The organism is Terrabacter sp. BE26 (genome assembly GCF_041941675.1).
GTDB lineage: Bacteria > Actinomycetota > Actinomycetes > Actinomycetales > Dermatophilaceae > Terrabacter.
In genome coordinates, this window is sequence record NZ_CP090122.1 from 3,856,211 (window position 1) to 3,878,045 (window position 21,835).

Consider the following 21,835-nt stretch of genomic DNA (forward strand, 5'->3'; position numbering starts at 1 on the left):
GCCGCGTGGCACGGACCCACACAGGACGGGTCATCCCGACCCAACGGGACTGCCGGGTTCCCACAGCCCGGCTGGGTGTTGCTGCGACGATGCAGGCATGGACTTCGCCGCCTCCACGACCGACGCACTCGATGGGGTGCTGGTACGAGAAGGGTTCGCCGCCGGGCAGGGTGGTGTGGACGAGGTCATCTACTGTGCCGGTCACGACGAGCTGAGTGACCGGTTCCCGGGGCTCCCGCAGGCCAACGAGCAACCTCGAGGACTGGGGTGCTGCATCGACCTCGTCATCGACCGCCGGGGCACCGGCCTGCAGGCGCACCTGGAGGGCCAGCTGCTCGAGAGCACACTGCGCGCACTTCACCTCGGGCCGGACGCAGACCTGGTCGAGGGCTTGGTGGCGATGCCGGTCCGGGCTGCTCTGGAGCTTCTGGGCGAGGTTCTCGTTCGGCTCTTCCGCGCTGCGAGTCCTGACCCGGCGTGGCGACGAGCCGGACCTCGGGACGAGGCGCGCCCGAACCTGCCGCTCGCTGGAGTCCTTGGCGCCGACGCCATCCTGTCCTCCTCTCCACTGTGCCACCGGCCCCGAGAGTGCCGGGGCCCGGACGTGATCAGCGGGGGCAGGCGCGGCGCATGGTGCTGATGCGGACGCAGGAGCCGTCGCGCAACGGCAGCACCTCGCCCGTCGCCGTGAACCCGTGCCGCTCGTAGAGGCGGCGGGCGGTCTCGTTGCCTTCGGTGACGTGGAGGACGACGTGGCAGCCCTGGTCGTCGGCGTGCTCGAGCAGGCGCTCGAGGACCCCGGCGGCGACTCCTCGGCCCCGGGATGCCGGCTCGACCCACATTCCCCAGAGGAAGGCCTCGCCGGACGCGTCCGGCGTGTAGAGGCCGCCCATGCCGATCGGATCGCTGCCGGAGAAGGCCAGGACGAGCGGTCCCGGTCCAGCCGCTCGGTCTCGCCAGACCGAAGGCGCGTGGGCCGCGGCAGCGTCGAGCGTCGCCCGGAAGGAGTCGGGGGAGTCTGCCAGCGCCCGGAGGCGAACGGCCCGGAACGCCTCCCAGTCGTCGCTGGAGATGACACGCAGCTCGGTGCTCGCCTGCGTGCTCGTCTGTGCGCTCGGCTCGGTGCTCGGCCCGGTGCTCGGCTCGGTGCTCACCGTTCGGAGAGTACCGAGCCGGGCACCGGGCCGAGCGCTGACCGCGGAGGTGGCCGCCGGTGTGTCCTACGAACGACGGCTACCGCGAGGCGCGCTCGAGCCAGGCAAGGTCCCCCATGAAGCGCTGCTCGACCTTCATCGTCGTGTTGGCCTTGACCCAGTCGATCAACGCGCCGTCGGCCTCCTTGGCGTGGGCCTCGGACTCCCACTGGCTCACGGACACGACCTTGTCGTCGTGGAACATGACGGCGTACGCGATGTACCCCGGCGTGCTGGTCACGATGGGAACGGCTCCCTCGCGCGCCTTGGCCTCGAGCTCGTCCCTGTCCTCGCTGTACGTGTAGATGACCACGCGCTCGTACATTGCCTGCCTCCTTGTCCGATCCGGTGGCACGATCGGACGGAAGTCCTTGCGTGCCAATGCTCTCGAACGTAGCCCCGCTGACGCGCGCCCCGTGCCGGAACTCGGGAACGTGGGCCTTACGCGCGGATTGCCCCCTGAGTCGCGACCGCCCGGCTGCGACCCGCCGTCCCGCTGCCGCGGCCCAGCGCCGTCGACGCCGGGTCAGGCGCGCACGAGCCGGTTGAGCAGGCGCTGCAGCTCCACCGCGGGGTCCTCGCACAGTCCGCCGTGGACCGGCCCGGGCTGGACCACAGTGGAGCGCGGGGCGATGATCCAGCCGAAGCGCTGGCCCGGCTTGTCGAGGGTCGGCAGGCCGCGGCCCGTCTCGCCCCGGCACACGGCACGCACTCGCTCGAGCATGGAGCGGACCCCGTCGAGGTCGCACGTGGGGGCGAGCGCTCCCGCCCGGCGCTGGTCCAGGTCCCAGGCGGCATCGAGGAAGCCGGCGTCCTGGGAGTAGAGCACGACGCCGACGTTGATGAACTCCTCCCGGTCGACGCGGGGGACCAGCCGCAGCACGACGTACTGGTACGCGTTCACGCCGCCACTCCCGCCGGGACCCAGGTGAGCGGCCCGTCGAGCCGGGCCCGCAGCATGAGGGCGTATGCCGCCCGCACCGCAGGTGCGTCCGCGAGGTCCGCGGTGGGTTCGAGCCACTCGTCCGGCACGTCGGCGACGACGGTCTCGACAGCCTGCGGGGTGAGCCGCGCGGAGAGCTCGTCGTGGCGCCGCGCGACGTCGCCGACGACGTCGCGCAGGACGTGGCGGCTGGCGTCGAACGGCTGCGCGGCGAACCGCTCGGGAGCGGGCGGGCGGCTGGGCCAGGAGTGGTGGAAGTAGAGGGCCGCGCCGTGGTCGATGGCCCACGTGCGGCCGTGCCAGACGAGCAGGTTGGGGTTGGACCAGGTCCGGTCGACGTTGGCGGTCAGCGCGTCGAGCCAGACGATCCGCTCGGCGAGGTCGGTGTCGGGCGGGCACGAGCCGTCGTAGCCGAGGGAGCCGGGCAGGAAGTCGACGCCGAGGTTGGTGCCCACCGAGGCGGTGAGCAGGTCCTGGACCTCCTCGTCGGCCTCGTACTTGGCGATGCGCGGGTCGAGGTGGACCACGGCCAGGTCGGGCACCGGAACCTCGAGGAGCCGGGCGAGGCCCGCCACGAGCACCTCGGCGACGAGGACCTTGAGCCCCTGGCCGGCCCCGCGGAACTTCAGGACGTAGGTGCCGTCGTCATCGGCCTCGACGATGCCGGGCAGCGAGCCGCCCTCCTTGAGCGGCGTCACGTAGCGGGTGGCGGTCAGCTCGGGAAGCACCGCGTCAGCCTAGTGGCCGCTCGCGGTCGGCCGTCGTCGCGCGCTCCCACAGCGTGCCCAGCGTCATGGCGAGGATGCCGTAGAGGCAGGCGAAGGACAGGATCGGCCACCAGACGAGCCCGCTGGCGGGCAGCACCAACGCTCCGAACGCGGCGGCCGCGACCATGCCGGCGTTGTAGACGACGTCGTAGGCCGAGAAGGCGCGGCCGAGGAGCTGGTCGTCGACGTGTGCCTGCATGAGGGAGTCGACGGTGATCTTCACGCACTGGGAGGTGAAGGAGACGGCGAGCCCCACGACGACGACGGTCCACGGCAGGAGGAACGGTCCGAGCGCAGCGCAGACCAGGGCACCGAGCGCAAGCATCCTCGCGGCATACGGCACGGCTGTGAGGCGCGGGGCGAGCCACGGCGTCACGAACGCGGCGGAGGCGAAGCCGACCGCCGAGGCTGCGGCGGCGATGCCGAAGCCGAGGGGACCGTGATCGTTCTCGAACGGCCCGCGGAAGAGCAGCAGGGTCTGCAGCAGCAGGAAGCCGAAGGGGATGCGAGTGAGGAAGACGAGTGCGAGCAGCAGCCGGGCGCGCCGGGGCAGCGTCTGCGCCGCCTCGACCAGCCCGGTCACCACGGAGCGTGCGATCTGCCCCATGGCCGGCGCCCGGCTGGCGTCGTCGGGGCCGATGAACGGCAGGCGTGCCGCAGCCCATGCCGCCACGGCCACGCCCAGGGCCGCGAGCAGGACATCGGTCACGTCGCTGCCGGAGAGGGCGCGAACCCCGGTGCCGATGGCGCCGCCGAGGAGGTAGGCCATCGAGCCGCACGTGGGGGCAACGGAGTTCGCACTCACGAGCAGCTCGCGCCCGACCACGTGCGGCATGGCGGAGGAGAGCCCCGCGAGGATGAACCGGTTGACGGAGAAGACGAGCAGCACCAGGCCGAAGAAGGCCGGAGTGGTGCCCGCGCTGGTCACGAGCCCGGCGACGGCGAGCATGGCAGCGACCCGCACCAGCTGGCTGACGACGAGGACGCGTCGCCGCGGCCAACGGTCGAGCAGCACCCCGACGAAGGGCCCGAGGACGCTGTAGGGGAGCAGGACCACGGCGAAGGCCATGGCGATGCCCCGCGCGTCCGCGGCCTCCTCCGGGTTGAAGAGGACGTGGCTCGCGAGGGCCACCTGGAACACTCCGTCGCTGAAGGACGACGTCACCCGGCTGACGAAGAGCCGGCGGAACCCTCGACCCCGGAGCAGGGTGAACAGGGCCCGCAGGAAGATCACGCGGCACAGCGTACGGTCAGGCCGCGTCCGCGCGGCGCAGGAAGCGCCCAGCGGCGTCGGGGAGGACAGGTCTCAGGCATGGCCTTCCAGCGCCAGCGGCCTGGGGGAGCCGCCGATCGCGGAGCCTGCGCCGGTGGAGGGGACGTCGGGCGAGGCGTCGCCGTGCGCGGCGGCAGCACTGTGCGGGTCGGCTGCGCGGGTCGGCTCCAGCGTGTCGGGCAGGCCGGCAGCGATGCGAGCGATGACCGGCAGGGTCGCCGCAAGGTTCGCGCGCTCGGCGGCGGGCAGCCGGGCGAGCACGGCAGCGGTGGCCTGCGAGCGGCGGTCGCGCCACCGCTCGAGCCCTTCCCGGGCAGAGGGGGTCAGCTCGAGGCGGGCCAACCGGCGGTCGGTGAGGTCACGGCTGCGCACGAGCACCTCGAGCGACACCAGCTGCCCCACGAGGGTCGAAACCGTGTTCGGAGCGAGGCCCAGGACGCGTGCCGCCTCGGCCACGGTCACGCCGGGGTTGCGCCGCACCACGCGCAGCAGCTCGAGCTGGGCCCCGGAGAGGGCGAGCTCGGGTAGCGGCGCGCCCACGAGCCGCCGGGAGCGCCGCCTCAGGAGGCCGACAACGTCGTAGAGGTCGTCCACCATCACGGCCACGGCGTCGTCACTCACGATGGAGGGGTCGTCACTCACTGTGGAAGGGTACGGCTCCGGCCCAACGGCCACCAGAGCCCTGTCCAGGGCGTTCGCCCGGTGCCGGGACCAGCGCCGGCCAAGCAGAAACCCCCGGGCTCCTGGCCTGCAGGAACCCGGGGGTCTCATGGTGTCGAGGGGGGGACTTGAACCCCCACGCCCGTTAAGGGCACTAGCACCTCAAGCTAGCGCGTCTGCCATTCCGCCACCCCGACAAGGTGTGCAAGAGGCTCGTGGGAATCCCTTGCGGCGAGGCGAAACGTTACACGTGGGCTCGCCAAAAGGCCAAACGGCCCCGGGATCCTGGCGGGTGGGGCAGGAGGGGCACCAGACGCAGGTCCGCCGGCACCGGCATACGCTGACCGGCATGATCGATGCCGACGCCGACGCCCAGCCCACCGTCGCACCCGAGGAGGAGGTGGCGCGACTGTGCGCCGACCTGATCCGCATCGACTCGTCCAACTACGGCGACGGGTCGGGCCCGGGGGAGCGCAAGGCGGCCGAGTACGTCATGGCCGAGCTGGCGGAGGTCGGCCTCGAGGGCACTCTGCTCGAGAGCGAGCCGGGCCGGGCGACCGTCGTCGTCAGGCTCGAGGGTGAGGACCCGTCGCGTCCGGGGCTCGCCGTCCACGGCCACCTCGACGTCGTCCCGGCCGACGCCGCGGACTGGCAGGTCGACCCGTTCGCCGCCGAGGAGCGCGACGGCTGCATCTGGGGTCGCGGCGCCGTGGACATGAAGGACATGGACGCGATGATCCTCGCGAACATCCGCCACTTCGCCCGCTCGGGCACCAAGCCGGCGCGCGACACGACCTTCGTCTTCTTCGCCGACGAGGAGGCCGGGGGTGTCCTGGGCAGTCACTGGCTCGTGGACAAGCACCCGCACTGGTTCGAGGGCGTGACGGAGGCCGTCAGCGAGGTCGGGGGCTACAGCGTCACGGTGCCGACGCCGCAGGGCCTGCAGCGCGCCTACCTGCTCCAGACGGCCGAGAAGGGGATCGCCTGGCTGCGGCTGCGGGCCCACGGCCGCGCCGGTCACGGCTCGGTGCCCAACGACGCCAACGCCGTCGTGCGCCTCGCCGCGGCGATCGGTCGCATCGCCGCCCACGAGTGGCCGCGCGAGTACATCGCGTCGGTGCGCGAGCTGCTCGACACCCTGGGGACGATGACCGGCCTGTCGTCGGCCGACGCCGACCTGGAGCCGCTGCTCGCGACCCTCGGCGGCGCCCAGGGCTTCGTGCGCGGCACGCTGCGCGACACGGCCAACGTCACGATGCTCGAGGCCGGCTACAAGCACAACGTCATCCCGCAGACCGCGACGGCCGCCGTCGACTGCCGCTTCCTGCCCGGCCACGAGGAGCAGCTGATGGCGACCATCCGGGCGCTGGCCGGTGAGCACGTGGAGGTCGAGGTCGTGCACCACGACGTCGCGCTGGAAGCACCCTTCTCCGGCGACCTCGTCGAGTCGATGAAGCAGGCCCTTCTCCGCGAGGACCCGGAGGCCACCGTGCTGCCGTACTGCCTCTCCGGCGGCACGGACAACAAGGCGCTGGGACTGCTGGGCATCCAGGGCTACGGCTTCGCGCCTCTGCGGCTGCCGGCCGACCTCGACTTCGCACCGATGTTCCACGGGATCGACGAGCGGGTGCCGGTGGAGTCGCTGCAGTTCGGGGCCCGCGTGCTGGGCGACTTCCTGCGCACCTGCTGAGCCGCTCGGCGGCCTCGGCGGTGCAGTGGCTCGGCGCGTCAGGCGGTCCGCTGGACCCGCATGATGCGGCGGCGCAGCCACATGCGGCGCACACCGCCTTCGTAGACGACGGTCCGCGACAGCTCCCAGCGTCCGTACTCGGCGTGCTCGCGCACCGCCTGTCGCGCGTCTGCCTTGGACGTGTGGCGGTCGAAGGTGAGGACTCGGTACTCGTAATCCGTCATCGCCGTCCATTCTGGCACCAAGCGTGACCGCACCGAGACCGTATGCCGTCGGTCGCGGTCGGGTGCCCGCGATACGGTCTCTGGGTCATCCGACCGCACGGCCGCCGACAGGGCAGGGCTGAGCGGCACCGGAACAGGGGAACCGCTGGCACCGCCCGGCGTCGAGGGCCCAGGAGGTCAACACGCATGAAATGGAACACCCGCCGCATCGCGGCAGCAGCCATCGTCCTGCCCGCTGTGCTCGGCGTGGCGGCCTGTGGCAAGCCCGAGTCACCGGCACCCGCCTCGGGCACGACGCAGGCCAGTTCGCCCGCCGCTGCCACGACGACCACCGATGCGCCCGCCGCGGGGCAGCCGTACAAGGACAAGGCCTCGTTCGTCGCCGCGATGAAGGCCGCGGGCAAGGACACGACCACCGCTCACGTCACCATGGACATGAACGCCGCGGGACAGAAGATCTCCATCGCGGGTGACACGAAGGTGGACCCGCAGAACCCGGCCATGAAGATGACCATGAACCTCGGCTCGTCGGGCAAGGTGGACCTGCTCCTCGTCGACAAGAAGGTCTACATGAAGGGCGTCCCGAACCTGCCGGCGGGCAAGTGGGCCGTCATCGACAGCAGCTCGGCCATGGGCAAGCAGCTCATGCAGTCGCTCGGCCAGGCCGACCCGACGAAGATGTACGACCAGTTCGGTGCCGCGGTCAAGGACGTCAAGTTCGCCGGCGAGGACACCGTCGACGGCGACAAGACCTGGAAGTACGACCTCACGGTCGACACCACGGCGATGCAGGCGCAGCTCCCGGCAGGCCAGCAGACCAAGCTGCCCGCGACCATCGACTACACCGTGTGGCTCGACGAGAAGGACCACCTGCGCAAGGTGACCTTCGACCTGTCGGGCGTCAAGGCCGACATGACGATGAGCAAGTACGGCGAGCCCATCGACGTCACGGCGCCCAAGGCCGCCGACACCGTCAAGGCGCCGATGTGAGCCGAAACCACGGCTGACGTCGGTCGAGGTGAACACCTGACCGACTCCACGTGAACGGTCCCGCAGCGAGCCCCGTCTCGCTGCGGGACCGTTGTCGTGCAGGCGCATCGGCGTCGGGCTCCGCAGGCGAGGACAGGGCCGAAGGGGTGCTACGTGCGCCGCGCGTCGACTACGGTCGACTCATGACCGTCGACCCGCGCTCCGCCCTCGAGCAGCTCATAGCCGCCCTCGAACGCCACTTCGAGGCGGCCAACGCGAGCCGCGACCCCGACCACCCGATGGTGCTGGCGGCGGCCCAGGACCTGGCCGAGGCCTTCGACGACTACGACGAGGCGCTCTACGACGCCACCGAGGTCGCGACGCCTCTGGCCATCTACGGCGACGACCTCGGCCCCGAGGAGGAGGACGGCCCCGAGAACCGCGTCTACGCAGGGCTCGACTCCGAGGAGTACGAGGACGACGACGAGGACGACGAGGACGACGAGGACGACGAGGACCTCGACGACGAGTACGAGGACGACGACGAGGACGACGAGGACGACGAGGACGACGAGAACGACGAGGACGACGACGTCTCCGAGCCTCGCGCCGGAGGCGTGAGCCGCCGGGACTAGGCGGACACGTCGTCGAGGGCGGCCACGATCTCCTCGGGCAGCGTCAGCTCGAGACTCGTGAGTGCCGAACGCAGCTGGGCCGAGGTGCGGGCGCCGACGACGGGAGCGGCGACGCCGGGACGGTCTCGCACCCACGCGAGGGCCACCTCGGCCGACTTCACGCCCAGGCCGCGAGCGGCCATGGCGACGGCGTCGGACACTCGCCGCGTGTGCTCGTCGAGGAACCGCTCCGCGAAACCGGGGAAGTCGCCAGAGGCCGCCCGCGAGCCCGATGGGATGCCGTTGCGGTACTTCCCGGTGAGCACGCCACGGCCGAGGGGTGACCACGGCAACAGCCCGAAGCCGAGCGAGGACGCCGCTGGCGCGACCTCGTGCTCCGGCGTGCGGCACACGAGGGAGTACTCGACCTCGTTGGCCACCAGGGGAACTCGCGCAGACTCGAGCAGGCTGAAGGCCCGGGCGGACTGCCAGCCCGAGTAGTTGCTCACCCCGACGTAGCGGGCCCGGCCGGATGTGGCCGCCCACTCGAGTGCCGACAGCGTCTCGGACAGGGGTACGTCGTCGGACCACGTGTGGACGAGCCACAGGTCGACGTGATCGGTTCCCAGCCGGCGCAGTGAGGTCTCGAGCTGGCCCATCAGCCCGCGACGGGACACATCGACCCGCCGCTGCCCTCCCGCTCGCGAGATGCCCGCCTTGGTGCACACCACGACGTCGTCGCGCGGGATGCTGCTGCCGAGCAGTCCGCCGAGGATCGTCTCGGCGTCGCCGCCGCCGTAGCCGTATGCCGTGTCGACGAGGTTGCCTCCCGCGTCCACGAAGGCGCGCAGGTGGTCGCCGGCCTCGTGGCGGTCGACGGCGTTGCCCCACAGCATGGTCCCGAGGGCCAGGGGGGTGACCGTGAGACCGGACGAGCCGAGACGCCTGCGCATGGCAGGAACGGTAGTGGGCCATCCCACCCCCGCTGCGGTCGGCACGTCGCTCGGCGCGCCGATAGCCTTCGCTGCATGAGGATCGGCGTGAATCTCGGCTACTGGGGACGCGGCACCACCGGCCAGGACCAGTTGGCGCTGGCCCGAGCGGCCGACCGCCTGGGCTACGACAGCGTGTGGGTCGCGGAGGCATACGGCTCCGACAGCCCGTCGATGCTGGCGTGGATCGGCGCCCTCACCGAGCACGTGGGCCTCGGCAGTGCCGTCATGCAGATCCCGGGGCGCACGCCGGCGATGACCGCGATGACGGCCGCGACGATCGACACGATGTCAGGGGGGCGGTTCCGGCTCGGCCTCGGGGTCTCGGGGCCACAGGTCAGCGAGGGGTGGCACGGGGTGCCGTTCCGCCACCCGCTGGCGCGTACGCGGGACTATGTCGAGATCGTGCGCGCGGCCCTGCGTCGCGACACGGTCGCCCACGACGGCCCCCACTACCAGCTGCCGTTGCCGGGTGGCCCAGGCAAGGCGCTGAAGCTCGCGGCGCGCCCCGTGCGGGCCGACCTGCCCATCTACCTCGCGGCGGTCGGACCCAGGAACCTCGAGCTGACGGGCGAGATCGCCGACGGCTGGCTGGCGATCTTCTTCAGCCCCGAGCACGCTGGCGACCTCCTCACGACGTTGGAGAAGGGGCGTCTTCGCAGTGCCCGGGCCTCCGCCGACGCACCGATGGACGGGTTCGACGTCGTGGCGGCCACACCAGTGGTGCTCGTGGACGACGTCGAGGCCGCCGCCGAGCACCTGCGCGACTACTGCGCGCTCTACATCGGCGGCATGGGCTCGCGGGAGCAGAACTTCTACAACCAGCTCGCCTGCCGGATGGGTTTCGAGGAGGACGCCGCCCGCATCCAGGACCTCTACCTCGCAGGACGCCACCGCGAGGCGGCTGCCGCCGTGCCGCTCGAGTTCATCGACGAGACCGCGTTGCTCGGTTCCCCCCAGCGGATCGCCCGTCGGATGGGCCGGTACGAGGAGGCGGGCGTGACGACGCTCGCGGTCGCCGTGGGCGGCGGGATGACGCGGGACGCGGCGTTGGCGACGCTGGAGGTCGTGGCCGGGGTCGGCGGGCTGGTGCCGCGCACCTGATGCGGCGCGCTCCCGTGCCGCGGCGTACATCGGACGTTCCCCGGACGTTCCCCGGACGTTCGTACGCCGCTTGCCGTGGCTGCTTCGGCGCGGACCGGGATGTCGATAGGGTTCGGCGGTGTGTCCAGCGGCCGCCGCCTGCGGTGAGCGGCCGTCCCGTCCCTCCTGCAGAAGGCCCACCCTGACCCATGGCTGACCTCAGCTACCTCGACGCCGTCATCCTCGGAGTCGTCGAGGGCCTCACCGAGTACCTCCCGGTCTCCTCGACCGGCCACCTCACCATCACCGAGCAGCTGCTCGGCCTGAAGGTGGCCGATGCTGCCGTCACCGCCTACACGGCGGTCATCCAGCTCGGTGCCATCGCGGCGACGCTGCTCTACTTCTTCCGCGACATCGTCCGCTTCGCGGTCGCGTGGTTCCGCGGACTCACCAACCCGGAGGCCCGACAGGACAGCGACTACGGCCTCGCCTGGGCTGTCGTCATCGGCTCCGTCCCCGTCGGCATCGTCGGCTTCCTCGGGCGCCACGTCATCGAGGGTGCCCTTCGCAGCCTGTGGGTCGTCGCGGCTGCCCTCATCCTGTGGAGCGCGGTGATGGTGGCTGCCGAACGCGTGCACGCCCGCATCGAGTCGCGCGGCGTGGTGCGTGACGAGCACGACGTCCGGCCCGTCGACGGCCTCGTCATCGGTCTGCTGCAGTGCTTCTCGCTCATCCCAGGCGTGTCGCGCTCGGGTGCCACCATCTCGGCCGGTCTCATGCGGGGTCTCGACCGTGTCACGGCCACGCGCCTCAGCTTCTTCCTCGCCATTCCCGCGCTGACGGCTGCGGGGCTCTTCCAGGCGGTCCAGGAGCGGCACGGCTTGTCCGCCCTGGGCCTCGGTCCAGTGGTCGTGGGCCTCGTGGTCGCCTTCGTGGTGGCCTACGCCTCGATCGCGTGGCTGCTGCGCTTCGTCGCGACCAACACCCTGATCCCGTTCGTCTGGTACCGCGTCATCCTCGGCCTCCTCCTCGCCGGTGCGCTGGCGGCCGGGTTCGTCAACGCCACCTGAGGCCAGCACCCCTCGAACCGACGGCCGGCTCCCACGGGGAGCCGGCCGTCGGTGTACCTAGAGCCAGCCCGAACGCTTGAAGGCCCGGTAGAGCCCGATGCACGCACCCGCCATGACGGCGATCGCGATGAAGTAGCCGTAGTAGACCTCCTGCGTGCCGACGTGCACGCTCGCGTGGAGCTCGGGGATGTACTGGAAGTTCATGCCGTAGATGCCGGCGATCATCGTCGGCACCGCGGCGATGGCGACCCAGGCCGAGATGCGGCGCATGTCCTCGTTCTGCTTGACCCCGACGCTTGCCAGGTGCGCCGACAGGACGTCGGTCAGCAGCCGGTCGTAGGACTCGACGTGGTCGTTGACGAGGCGCAGGTGGTCGGCCACGTCCCGGAAGAAGGGCAGGAGCTCCTCGGACACGTCGTGCCCGCGCGCCGGGTCCATGAACAAGGCGAGGGTGTCGGTCAGCGGCTGGCTGGCCCGCCGGAACTCGAGCACCTCCCGCTTGAGCCGGTAGATGGTGTTGGCGTCGCCGCCCTCGCTTGAGGCGAACACCCGCTCCTCGATCTGCTCGAGGTCCAGGCGCACCTCGCGGTCGACGACCGTGTAGTTGTCGACGACCGAGTCCATGACGGCATGGAGCACGGTCATGGGGCCGTGGACGAGGCGCTGCGGCAGGGCCTCGAGCCGCTGCCGCACTCCGGCGAGCGGGTTGCCCGCCCCATGGCGAACGGTCACGACGAAGCGGTCTCCGATGAAGAGCATCACCTCGCCAGTCTCGATGTCGCTCGTCGCCTCGATGTAGCGCAACGTCTTGAGCACGACGAAGAGAGACGACTCGTAGTGCTCGATCTTGGCCCGCTGGTGACCCGTGACGGCGTCCTCGACGGCGAGGGGGTGCAGGTGCAGCTCCTGGTTGACCAGCGCGAACTCGTCGTCGGTCGGGTCCTGCAGCCCGATCCAGAGGAACCCGTCCCGGTGCAGCCGCAGGGAGTCCAGCTCGTCGCTGAGGTCCCCGCAGGTCTGACGACGGCCGTTGCGGTAGATGGCCTTGTCCACGATCACAAGCGCTACTCCACCACGTCCGGCCCTCGGAGGTCGCGCACCCCCGCGGTGTCCGCCACACGTCCAGCATGGACACGGCCTGCCGGACAGGTCGCCCGGGCACCCACGGGGCCCGAGCCACGCGGGCTAGGGTGACGAACGTGCCCACCGTCCTGTTCGTGCGCCACGGGCGCTCCACCTCCAACACCGCGGGGACCCTGGCCGGCTGGATGCCAGGGGTCTTCCTCGACGAGACCGGCGAGGCGCAGGCAGCGGCCGTCGGGCAGCGGATGGCCGCCGCGGTGCTGCCCGTCGCCGAGGTCGTCAGCTCACCGCTCGACCGCTGTGTCCAGACGGCCGACCTCCTCGCCGCCGCCCTGCCCGACCACGTCGGCCGCAGCGTGCACCAGGGCCTCGGCGAGTGCCGCTACGGCGCCTGGACCGGCCGCCCGATCAGCGAGCTCGCCAGGGAGGAGCTGTGGAAGGTCGTCCAGGACCGACCCAGCGAGGCGCGCTTCCCCGACTCGGCGGCATACCCCGGGGAGTCGATGGTCGAGATGCAGGACCGCGCGCTCCGCGCCGTGCGTGAGACCGACGCGCGCATCCTCGAGACCCACGGCAAGGACGCGATCTGGGTGGCCGTGTCGCACGGCGACGTCATCAAGTCGATCCTCTCGCACGCCACCGGCGCGCACCTGGACGACTTCCAGCGCATCCACGTCGACCCGGCATCCGTGAGCGTCGTGCACTACACGAGTCGCAAGCCGTTCGTGCTGCGGCTCAACGACGTCGGCGGGGATCTCGCGGGCCTGCGCCCGGCCGACCAGCCGGCCGCGGACGAGGGCGATGCGGTGGTGGGCGGGGGCGCCGGGTCGACCCCAGCCGTCGGATAGGGTCGTGAGCATGACGGTCCAGGACTTCGATCCCGCTGACCGGTTCGTCGCCGGGACGGTCGGCCCGGCCGGCCAACGGGCCTTCTACCTCCAGGCGAGCACCGGCCCCCTCGTGGTCACCGTGGGCGTCGAGAAGCAGCAGGTCTCGATCCTCGCCGACCGCATCAACGACGTCCTCGACCAGCTGGCCCCGGCCGACGCGGTCGAGCCGGGCGAGCCCGGCGGCGTCGCCGAGGACACCGAGCCCCTGCAGACCCCGTTCGACGAGGACTGGCGGGTCCAGACCCTCTCGCTCGCGTGGGACGAGGACCGCCAGAGGCTGGTCATCGAGTGCCACGACCACGACCCCGACGAGGTCGACGAGCAGCCCGACGACGAGGTGGGCGTGCTGGCGCGCAACTCGATCCGGGTGAGTCTCAGCCCCGCCGAGGCGCGCGCCTTCGCGCGCCGCAGCACGGCCCTGGTTGCCGCGGGGCGTCCGCCGTGCCCGTTCTGCGGCAACCCGCTCGACCCCACGGGCCACATCTGCCCGCGGGCCAATGGCTACAAGCGCTGACCGCACTCCGTCGGCGGTCGACCTGACCGGCGAGATCGAGGTTCTGGGCCGGGTCGCCGACTCCTCCAACCTCGCTGTCATCGCGCGCGTCTCGACGCTCCCTGGTGGTCACGTCATCTACAAGCCGATCCGGGGCGAACGCCCGTTGTGGGACTTCCCGGACGGCACCCTGGCCGGACGCGAGGTCGCAGCGCACGTGGTGTCCGAGCTGGGCGGCTGGGACGTCGTGCCGCCAACCGTGCTGCGTGACGGCCCGCTCGGCCCGGGCTCGGTGCAGCTGTGGATCGGGGACCCGTTCGACCCGGTCGCCGACGACGTCGTCGTCGATCTCGTCCCCGAGGGGCACACTCCCGAGGGCTGGCACGAGGTGCTCGACGGCGAGACGCCCGGTGGCCGGGCCGTCACCGTCGTGCACTCGGGGGCCGACGACGTGCGCTCCCTGGCGGTGCTCGACGCCGCGCTCAACAACTCCGACCGCAAGGGCTCCCACTGCCTGCGGGACCGCGACGGGCGGCTGTGGGCGATCGACCACGGCGTCACGTTCTCGCCCACCCCTAAGCTGCGCACCGTGCTGTGGGGCTGGGCGGGGGAGCGCCTCACCGACGCCGACCGGGCTCGGCTCGAGCGGCTGCGCTCGGCGTTGGCCGGCGACACCGACCGCGCACGGCTGCTCGAGCTGCTGCCCGAGACGGACGTCGCGGCCCTGGCCCTGCGCGTGGAGCGCCTCCTGGAGCGGGGCGTGCACCCGAGCCCGAGGCACGACTGGCCGTCGGTGCCCTGGCCGCCGCTCTGATCCCTCGCCCTGCTGGCCGCCGGCGCCCCGTGGTCTGGTGGCCCGCGTCGTCCCGACCGGTCCCGGGGGACCGGACCGGCCGGGATAGAGTCGGCGGGTGAGAAGCTGGCCGATGCCGTTCATCCCCAAGGTCCCGGGCAGCGCCCCGCAGGTGCTCGTCCGCGACACGGCATCCGGCGTGCTGGTCCCCGCCGCGAGCGGCGAGGTCGTCACGCTCTACGTCTGCGGGATCACTCCCTACGACGCGACGCACATGGGGCACGCCGCCACCTACGTGACGTTCGACCTGCTCGGCCGGGTGCTGCGCGACAGCGGCCACCGCGTGCGCTACGTCCAGAACATCACCGACATCGACGACCCGCTCCTCGAGCGCGCCGAGCGTGACGGCCTCGACTGGCGCGACCTCGCGACGCGGGAGATCGCCCTCTTCCGCGAGGACATGACGGCCCTCGCCGTCATCCCGCCCGACGAGTACCTCGGCGCCGTCGAGAGCATCCCCACCTTCGTGGCCCCCATCGAGCGGCTCGTGGCCGAGGGATGGGCGTATGCCGTGCCCGCGCCCGACGCCTCCCGCCACGACGCGTACGACTACTACTTCGACGTGGCCCGCGACCCCCGCTTCGGCTCGGTCAGCCATCTGGATGAAGCGGGGATGATGGAGGTCTTCGCCGAGCGCGGCGGCGATCCCGACCGCGAGGGCAAGCGCAACCGGCTGGACGCCCTGCTCTGGCGGGCCCACCGGGCGGGCGAGCCGGAGTGGGACGGCGCGAGCCTCGGATCCGGCCGCCCCGGCTGGCACATCGAGTGTGCGTGCATCGCCCTCGACCACCTCGGCATCCCGATCGACGTGCAGGGCGGCGGCACCGACCTCGTCTTCCCGCACCACGAGATGAGCGCGGCCCACGGGCGCGCCCTCAGCGGCTCGGCCTCGTTCGCCGGCGCCTTCGTGCACCAGGGCATGGTGGGCCTGGACGGCGAGAAGATGAGCAAGAGCCGTGGCAACCTCGTGCTCGTCTCGCAGCTGCGGGGCCAGGGCGTGGACCCGATGGCGATCCGGCTCGCGCTGCTGGCCCGCCACCACGCCCACGACTGGATGTGGACCGACGACCAGCTCGTCCAGGCCGAGCAACGTCTCGAGACCTGGCGGAAGGCGTTGTCCGGCAACGGTGGTCCGGTCGCCGACCAGACGGTCGACGACATGCGCGCGGCGCTCGCCCACGACCTCGACAGCCCTCGGGCGCTCGAGGCGGTCGACCGTTGGGCCAGCCAGGCACTCAGCCGCGGCGGCGACGACCCCGGCGCACCCGGCATACTCGGGCGGGCCCTCGACGCCCTCCTCGGCGTCCGCCTCTGACGCACCGCCCTGCAGGGGTGCGGGCCGTCCCACGGGGCGGACGGCCCACGTCAGGTCTAGCGGCCCGGCTGGTCGTCGTCGCGACCCCGGAGGTAGCGCTCGAACTCGCGCGCGATCGCGTCGCCGCTCGCCTCGGGGAGCTCGGCGGTGTCCTGGGCCTCCTCGAGCGACTGGACGTACTCGGCGACCTCCTCGTCGGACTGCGCGAGCTCGTCGACCCCACGCTCCCAGGCGCGGGCGTTCTCCTCGAGCTCGCCGTGTGGCACGGTGATGCCGAGCAGCGACTCGATGCGCCGCAACAGGCTGAGGGTCGCCTTGGGGGAAGGCGCCCCGCCGGCGTAGTGCGGCACGGCCGCCCAGGCCGAGACCGTCGGGATGCCGGAGTCGCTGGCCGTGTGCGTGAGGACACCGACGATGCCGGTGGGCCCCTCGTAGCGGGACGCCTCGACGTCGAAGCGGTGGATCGCCGCCTCGTCCTCCGCGGTCGCGGTCACCGGGATGGGCCGGGTGTGGGGCACGTCGGCGAGCAGCGCGCCCACAGTGACGATCGTCGTGACGCCGAGCTGCTCAGCCAGCTCGAGGAGCTCGATCGAGAAGGCGCGCCACCGCATCGAGGGCTCGATGCCCTGGACGAGCACGACGTCCCGCTCGAAGCCGGTCTCGGTGGCCACGAGGATGCGGGTGGTCGGCCAGCTCAGCAGGCGCCTGCCCTCCTCGATGGCCACTCGGGGGCGGTTGACCTGGAAGTCGTAGTAGTCCTCGGGGTCGAAGGCTGCGACGACCTCGGCGTCCCACACCTCGGCGAGGTGCCGAACGGCGCTCGTGGCCGCTTCGCCGGCGTCGTTCCAACCCTCGAAGGCGGCGATGAGCACCGGGTCGGTCAGCTCCGGCACGTCCTCGAACTCCAGCACGTCTTCTCCTTCACCGTGCGCGCGGTCGCGCCCACCCCTTCAGCCTAGGTCCTGCCGGTGTCGGCGGCCCCGTGTCGCGGACGGCGCGTCCCGCTTGCTCGGTATGCGGTGTGGGGCGAGCGAGGCCCTCGGGTGACCGGAGTGCGGGCTGGCGCAGCGCCGCCGTGCGAGCCTCCGTAGAATCGGCCCGGTCCCGTCATCCGGCACGACCCCGTGCCGCCGAGAGGAGCCACGTTGTCCCAGTCGCAGCAGCGACCCGACGCCACCGAGAGCCTGACCACGGCTCTCGGTCAGCGCATCCTGATCCTCGACGGCGCCATGGGCACGGCGATCCAGCGCGACCGGCCTGACGAGGCCGGCTACCGGGGCGAGCGCTTCGCGGACTGGCCGAGCGACGTCCAGGGCAACAACGACCTGCTGACCCTGACGGCACCCGAGATCATCGCCGGCATCCACCGCGAGTACCTCGAGGCGGGCGCCGACATCATCGAGACCAACACTTTCAACGCGAACGCCATCTCGCTGTCGGACTACGGCATGGAGGACCTCGCCTACGAGCTGAACTTCGAGGCGGCGGCGCTGGCTCGCCGCGAGGCCGACGCCATGACGGAGCGGACGCCCGACCGGCCCCGCTACGTCGCGGGGGCGCTCGGGCCGACGACGCGTACGGCCTCGATCTCCCCGGACGTCAACGACCCCGGGGCCCGCAACGTCTCCTACGACCAGCTCGTCGCCGCCTACCTCGAGGCGGCTCGCGGCCTCGTCGACGGCGGCAGCGACCTCATCTTCATCGAGACGATCTTCGACACCCTCAACGCCAAGGCGGCGATCTTCGCCGTCGAGACGCTCTTCGAGGAGCAGGGCCGGCGTTGGCCGGTCGTGGTGTCCGGCACCATCACCGACGCCTCCGGACGCACCCTCTCGGGCCAGGTCACCGAGGCGTTCTGGAACTCTGTCAGGCACGTCTCGCCGCTGGCCGTCGGGCTCAACTGCGCGCTCGGCGCCAAGGAGATGCGGCCCTACATCGCCGAGGTGGCACGCCTCGCCGACTGCTTCGTGTCGTGCTACCCCAACGCGGGGCTGCCGAACGCCTTCGGCGAGTACGACGAGGCGCCCGAGGAGACGGCCGCCATCGTCGGCGAGTTCGCCCAGGCCGGCCTGGTCAACCTCGTCGGTGGTTGCTGCGGCACGACCCCCGACCACATCGCCGCCATTGCCCGGGCCGCCGACGGCAAGCCGCCCCGGGCGTTCGGCCCCATCGCGCCGGCCATGCGCCTATCGGGGCTCGAGCCGTTCACCATCACCGACGAGAGCCTCTTCGTCAACGTCGGCGAGCGCACCAACATCACCGGCTCGGCGCGCTTCCGCAAGCTGATCAAGGACGGCGACTACGACACCGCGCTGTCGGTCGCGGGCCAGCAGGTCGAGAGCGGCGCCCAGGTCATCGACGTCAACATGGACGAGGGGATGATCGACGGGGTCGCGGCCATGGACCGCTTCCTCAAGCTCGTCGCGAGCGAGCCGGACATCAGCCGCGTCCCCGTGATGGTCGACTCCTCCAAGTGGGAGGTCATCGAGGCCGGCCTGAAGTGCGTGCAGGGCAAGGCGATCGTCAACTCGATCTCCCTCAAGGAGGGCGAGCAGCCCTTCCTCGAGCACGCGCGCCTCGTGCGCAAGTACGGCGCGGCCGCTGTCGTGATGGCGTTCGACGAGGACGGCCAGGCCGACTCGCTCGAGCGGCGCAAGCAGATCTGCTCGCGGGCCTACCGCCTGCTCACCGAGGAGGTGGGCTTCCCGGCCGAGGACATCATCTTCGACCCCAACGTCTTCGCGGTCGCCACCGGCATCGAGGAGCACGCCTCCTACGGGCTGGACTTCATCGAGGCCACGCGCTGGATCAAGGAGAACCTGCCGGGCGCCAAGGTGTCCGGTGGCATCTCCAACGTCTCGTTCAGCTTCCGCGGCAACAACCCGGTGCGCGAGGCGATCCACGCCGTCTTCCTCTACCACGCCATCGCGGCGGGCCTCGACATGGGCATCGTCAACGCCGGCGCCCTCGCCGTCTACGACGAGGTCGATCCCGAGCTGCGCGAGCGCATCGAGGACGTCATCCTCAACCGCCGTCCCGACGCCGCCGAACGGCTGCTCGAGATCGCCGAGGAGTACAACAAGACCGGCCAGACCGCCGAGGTCAGCGAGGAGGAGTGGCGCGCCCTGCCCATCGGCGAGCGCATCACGCACTCCCTCGTCAAGGGCGTCGACGCGCACGTCGAGGCCGACACCGAGATCCTGCGCGCCGAGATCGAGGCGCGTGGCGGCCGCCCGATCGAGGTCATCGAGGGCCCGCTCATGGACGGCATGAACGTCGTCGGCGACCTCTTCGGCGCCGGCAAGATGTTCCTGCCGCAGGTGGTCAAGAGCGCCCGCGTCATGAAGAAGGCCGTTGCCTACCTCATCCCGTTCATCGAGGCCGAGAAGGCGAAGGACCCCTCGCTGGCCCGGGCCAAGGACACCAACGGCACGATCGTCATGGCCACGGTCAAGGGCGACGTCCACGACATCGGCAAGAACATCGTCGGCGTGGTGCTGCAGTGCAACAACTACGAGGTCATCGACCTCGGGGTGATGGTGCCGGCGCAGAAGATCCTCGACGCCGCCAGGGAGCACGACGCCGACATCATCGGCCTCTCCGGCCTGATCACCCCCTCGCTCGACGAGATGGTGGGCTTCGCCGCGGAGATGCAGCGCCAGGGGATGACCATCCCGCTGCTCATCGGTGGGGCGACGACCTCGCGGGCCCACACCGCCGTCAAGGTCGACCAGCGCTACGACGGGCCCGTCGTCTGGGTCAAGGACGCCTCCCGGTCCGTGCCGACCGCCGCGGCGCTGCTGAGCGACGAGCTACGGCCCAAGCTCATGGCCAAGGTCAAGGAGGACTACGACTCCCTCCGGGCGCGGCACGCGAACAAGCACGAGCGGCCGCTGCTCACGCTCGAGCAGGCCCGCGAGCGCCGCACGCCGATCGACTGGACCGGCTACCACCCGCCGCACCCGCACCTGCTGCTGCAGCAGGACCACGACGTCTCGTCGGTGACGCGCACGCGCGGGGCCGCGCAGCACGTCAAGGTCTTCCACAACTACCCGTTGGGCGAGCTTCGCCGCTACATCGACTGGCAGCCGTTCTTCAACGCGTGGGAGATGAAGGGCAGCTTCCCCGACATCCTCAACAACCCGGCCAGCGGACCGGCCGCGCGCAAGCTCTTCGACGACGCGCAGGCCATGCTCGACCAGATCGTCGAGGAGCGCTGGCTCACCGCCAACGGCGTCATCGGCTTCTTCCCGGCCAACTCGACTGGCGACGACGTCGAGGTCTACCTCGACGAGGAGCGCACCCAGCCGATCAGCGTCCTGCACCACCTGCGCCAGCAGGGCGACCACCGCGCGGGCGTGCCCAACCGGTCGCTCGCCGACTACGTGGCGCCCAAGGGCACCAAGGACTGGGTCGGCGGGTTCGCCGTGACGGCCGGGCTCGGCGGCGCCGAACGCGTACAGCAGTTCCGGGCCGCGCTCGACGACTACAACGCGATCCTGCTCGAGTCGCTCGCCGACCGGCTGGCCGAGGCATTCGCGGAGCGGATGCACGAGCGCGTCCGCAAGGAGTTCTGGGGCTACGCCCCCGACGAGGACCTCGACAACGTGGCGCTCATCAAGGAGCAGTACGCCGGCATCCGACCGGCGCCGGGCTACCCGGCCTGTCCCGAGCACACCGAGAAGGAGTCGCTCTGGTCGCTGCTCGACGTGGAGGCCAACACCGGCATCACCCTGACCGAGAGCATGGCGATGTCGCCCGGCGCCTCGGTGTCGGGCTGGTACTTCTCCCACCCCGGCTCGCAGTACTTCGTCGTGGGCCGGCTCGGCCGCGACCAGGTGCAGGACTACGCCCAGCGCAAGGGCTGGACGCTCGCCCAGGCCGAGCGCTGGCTGTCCGCGAACCTCGCCTACGACCCGGAGGACTGAGCCGGTGAGCAGCTCGAGCGACGCCGGCCGGGCGCAGGACGTGGTGACGCAGCGCGAGGACGGCCCGCACCTCTCGCTGCCGGCCGCCGTGCTGTGGGACATGGACGGCACCCTCGTCGACACCGAGCCGTACTGGATCGAGGCCGAGCACGAGCTCGTCGGAGCGCACGGGGGAGTGTGGAACGACGAGTTCGCCCACCAGCTGGTGGGCAACGCGCTCGAGGTCTCCGCCCAGCTGATCATCGACCAGTCGGGCATCTCGCTGACGGTGCCGGAGATCGTCGACGCCCTGCTCCACCGCGTCATCGGCCGCGTCGAGCAGCGCGTCCCCTGGCGGCCGGGGGCCCGTGAGCTGCTGCTCGAGCTGGGCTCGCTCGGCGTCCCCTCGCTGCTCGTGACCATGTCCTGGCGGTCGCTGGCCGACGTGGTCGTGCGCAACCTGCCCGAGGGCGCCTTCCAGCACCTCGTGACCGGTGACGCGGTGAGCCACGGCAAGCCCCACCCGGAGCCGTACCTCGCAGCGGTACGCCTCGTCGGGGCCGACCCTGCAGACTGCATCGCCATCGAGGACTCGCCGGCCGGGGTCCGCTCGGCGACGGCCGCCGGCGTGCCGACCATCGCCATCCCGCACGTCGTCCCGGTGCCGCAGATCGAGGGCGCGGTGCACCTCGACACGCTGGCGGGGGTGCGCGCAGCGCACCTCGTCGAGATCGTCCGCCCGGTCCGCAGCGACTCGTCGCACCACGAGGGCGACACCTCCTCCGCAGGCTGAGCGACAGCTCGGCGCCGCCTCAG

22 protein-coding genes and 1 tRNA gene are annotated in these 21,835 nt (G+C 71.5%); 12 read left to right on the forward strand and 11 right to left on the reverse strand.

Translation table 11 applies throughout. The features are described 5' to 3' along the window. Nucleotides 1–97 precede the first annotated feature (97 nt). Complete coding sequence (locus tag LQK93_RS17550) at nt 98–640, forward strand: hypothetical protein (RefSeq protein ID WP_374969048.1); 543 nt, start codon at nt 98–100, stop codon at nt 638–640. On the opposite strand, the gene LQK93_RS17555 is transcribed toward LQK93_RS17550, so the two are convergent. From LQK93_RS17555 to LQK93_RS17585, 7 genes are all read right to left on the reverse strand, one after another. Further along, nucleotides 609–1,154 carry a GNAT family N-acetyltransferase gene (locus tag LQK93_RS17555; protein WP_374969049.1) on the reverse strand — a complete coding sequence of 182 codons (546 nt, stop codon included), beginning with the start codon at nt 1,152–1,154 and terminating at the stop codon, nt 609–611. The two genes, LQK93_RS17550 and LQK93_RS17555, sit on opposite strands and share 32 nt — an antisense overlap. Nucleotides 1,155–1,233: 79 nt before the next feature. Next, complete coding sequence (locus tag LQK93_RS17560) at nt 1,234–1,518, reverse strand: antibiotic biosynthesis monooxygenase (RefSeq protein ID WP_374969050.1); 285 nt, start codon at nt 1,516–1,518, stop codon at nt 1,234–1,236. A gap of 201 nt (nt 1,519–1,719) precedes the next feature. Beyond that, on the reverse strand, nt 1,720–2,097 hold the full coding sequence (locus LQK93_RS17565) for a DUF3037 domain-containing protein (protein WP_374969051.1): 378 nt from the start codon (nt 2,095–2,097) through the stop codon (nt 1,720–1,722). Beyond that, nucleotides 2,094–2,864 carry a HipA family kinase gene (locus tag LQK93_RS17570; protein ID WP_374969052.1) on the reverse strand — a complete coding sequence of 257 codons (771 nt, stop codon included), beginning with the start codon at nt 2,862–2,864 and terminating at the stop codon, nt 2,094–2,096. The genes LQK93_RS17565 and LQK93_RS17570 overlap by 4 nt, the downstream gene beginning before the upstream one ends. A gap of 4 nt (nt 2,865–2,868) precedes the next feature. Further along, the gene (locus tag LQK93_RS17575; RefSeq protein WP_374969053.1) at nt 2,869–4,137 is read right to left on the reverse strand and encodes an MFS transporter; all 1,269 of its coding nucleotides are present in this window, start codon (nt 4,135–4,137) and stop codon (nt 2,869–2,871) included. 72 nt (nt 4,138–4,209) lie between these two features. Beyond that, the gene (locus LQK93_RS17580) at nt 4,210–4,818 is read right to left on the reverse strand and encodes a MarR family winged helix-turn-helix transcriptional regulator (RefSeq protein WP_374969054.1); all 609 of its coding nucleotides are present in this window, start codon (nt 4,816–4,818) and stop codon (nt 4,210–4,212) included. Between the two features lie 128 nt (nt 4,819–4,946). Beyond that, a tRNA-Leu gene (locus tag LQK93_RS17585) sits at nt 4,947–5,033 on the reverse strand. Between the two features lie 152 nt (nt 5,034–5,185). Here LQK93_RS17585 and LQK93_RS17590 point away from each other — a divergent pair. After that, nucleotides 5,186–6,526 (forward strand): M20/M25/M40 family metallo-hydrolase, encoded by a 1,341-nt coding sequence (locus tag LQK93_RS17590; RefSeq protein ID WP_374969055.1) that lies wholly within the window; start codon nt 5,186–5,188, stop codon nt 6,524–6,526. A 38-nt stretch (nt 6,527–6,564) separates the two neighbouring features. Here LQK93_RS17590 and LQK93_RS17595 read toward each other — a convergent pair whose 3' ends face one another. After that, entirely contained in the window at nt 6,565–6,750 is a 186-nt protein-coding gene (locus tag LQK93_RS17595) for a DUF5703 family protein (protein WP_343994079.1), read from the reverse strand. 186 nt (nt 6,751–6,936) lie between these two features. On the opposite strand from LQK93_RS17595, the gene LQK93_RS17600 reads away from it, so the two are divergent. Both LQK93_RS17600 and LQK93_RS17605 read left to right on the forward strand, forming a co-directional pair. Next, a complete protein-coding gene (locus LQK93_RS17600; protein ID WP_374969056.1) occupies nt 6,937–7,740 on the forward strand; it encodes a DUF6612 family protein in 804 nt (267 codons plus the stop codon). A gap of 182 nt (nt 7,741–7,922) precedes the next feature. Beyond that, a complete protein-coding gene (locus LQK93_RS17605; protein WP_374969057.1) occupies nt 7,923–8,354 on the forward strand; it encodes a hypothetical protein in 432 nt (143 codons plus the stop codon). Here the strand turns inward: LQK93_RS17605 and LQK93_RS17610 are convergent. Further along, the gene (locus LQK93_RS17610) at nt 8,351–9,286 is read right to left on the reverse strand and encodes an aldo/keto reductase (RefSeq protein WP_374969058.1); all 936 of its coding nucleotides are present in this window, start codon (nt 9,284–9,286) and stop codon (nt 8,351–8,353) included. The genes LQK93_RS17605 and LQK93_RS17610 overlap by 4 nt on opposite strands. Before the next feature lie 75 nt (nt 9,287–9,361). Here LQK93_RS17610 and LQK93_RS17615 point away from each other — a divergent pair, with 75 nt between their 5' ends. Together LQK93_RS17615 and LQK93_RS17620 are read left to right on the forward strand one after the other, a co-directional pair. Further along, complete coding sequence (locus LQK93_RS17615) at nt 9,362–10,429, forward strand: LLM class F420-dependent oxidoreductase (RefSeq protein ID WP_374969059.1); 1,068 nt, start codon at nt 9,362–9,364, stop codon at nt 10,427–10,429. A 188-nt stretch (nt 10,430–10,617) separates the two neighbouring features. Further along, nucleotides 10,618–11,478, forward strand: coding sequence for an undecaprenyl-diphosphate phosphatase (locus LQK93_RS17620; protein WP_374969060.1), 861 nt, complete (start codon nt 10,618–10,620; stop codon nt 11,476–11,478). A gap of 57 nt (nt 11,479–11,535) precedes the next feature. On the opposite strand, the gene LQK93_RS17625 is transcribed toward LQK93_RS17620, so the two are convergent. Then, nucleotides 11,536–12,537 (reverse strand): magnesium and cobalt transport protein CorA, encoded by a 1,002-nt coding sequence (locus LQK93_RS17625; protein ID WP_374969061.1) that lies wholly within the window; start codon nt 12,535–12,537, stop codon nt 11,536–11,538. Between the two features lie 140 nt (nt 12,538–12,677). On the opposite strand from LQK93_RS17625, the gene LQK93_RS17630 reads away from it, so the two are divergent. From LQK93_RS17630 to mshC, 4 genes are all read left to right on the forward strand, one after another. Beyond that, nucleotides 12,678–13,409, forward strand: coding sequence for an MSMEG_4193 family putative phosphomutase (locus LQK93_RS17630; RefSeq protein ID WP_374969062.1), 732 nt, complete (start codon nt 12,678–12,680; stop codon nt 13,407–13,409). 10 nt (nt 13,410–13,419) lie between these two features. Continuing rightward, nucleotides 13,420–13,965, forward strand: coding sequence for a DUF3090 domain-containing protein (locus LQK93_RS17635; protein ID WP_374969063.1), 546 nt, complete (start codon nt 13,420–13,422; stop codon nt 13,963–13,965). Continuing rightward, entirely contained in the window at nt 13,949–14,758 is an 810-nt protein-coding gene (locus LQK93_RS17640; protein ID WP_374969064.1) for an SCO1664 family protein, read from the forward strand. The genes LQK93_RS17635 and LQK93_RS17640 overlap by 17 nt, the downstream gene beginning before the upstream one ends. 97 nt (nt 14,759–14,855) lie before the next feature. Beyond that, nucleotides 14,856–16,112 (forward strand): cysteine--1-D-myo-inosityl 2-amino-2-deoxy-alpha-D-glucopyranoside ligase, encoded by a 1,257-nt coding sequence (gene mshC / locus LQK93_RS17645; protein WP_374969065.1) that lies wholly within the window; start codon nt 14,856–14,858, stop codon nt 16,110–16,112. A 56-nt stretch (nt 16,113–16,168) separates the two neighbouring features. Here the strand turns inward: mshC and LQK93_RS17650 are convergent, their stop codons facing one another. After that, nucleotides 16,169–17,023, reverse strand: a complete 855-nt coding sequence (locus LQK93_RS17650) for a PAC2 family protein (RefSeq protein ID WP_374969066.1) — start codon at nt 17,021–17,023, stop codon at nt 16,169–16,171. Between the two features lie 234 nt (nt 17,024–17,257). Between LQK93_RS17650 and metH the strand changes: the two genes are divergently transcribed. Both metH and LQK93_RS17660 read left to right on the forward strand, forming a co-directional pair. Further along, nucleotides 17,258–21,040: a methionine synthase gene (gene metH / locus LQK93_RS17655; RefSeq protein WP_374969067.1), complete on the forward strand. Its 3,783-nt coding sequence runs from the start codon at nt 17,258–17,260 to the stop codon at nt 21,038–21,040. Nucleotides 21,041–21,080: 40 nt separating this feature from the next. Continuing rightward, complete coding sequence (locus LQK93_RS17660) at nt 21,081–21,812, forward strand: HAD family hydrolase (RefSeq protein WP_374971539.1); 732 nt, start codon at nt 21,081–21,083, stop codon at nt 21,810–21,812. Nucleotides 21,813–21,835 lie beyond the last annotated feature (23 nt).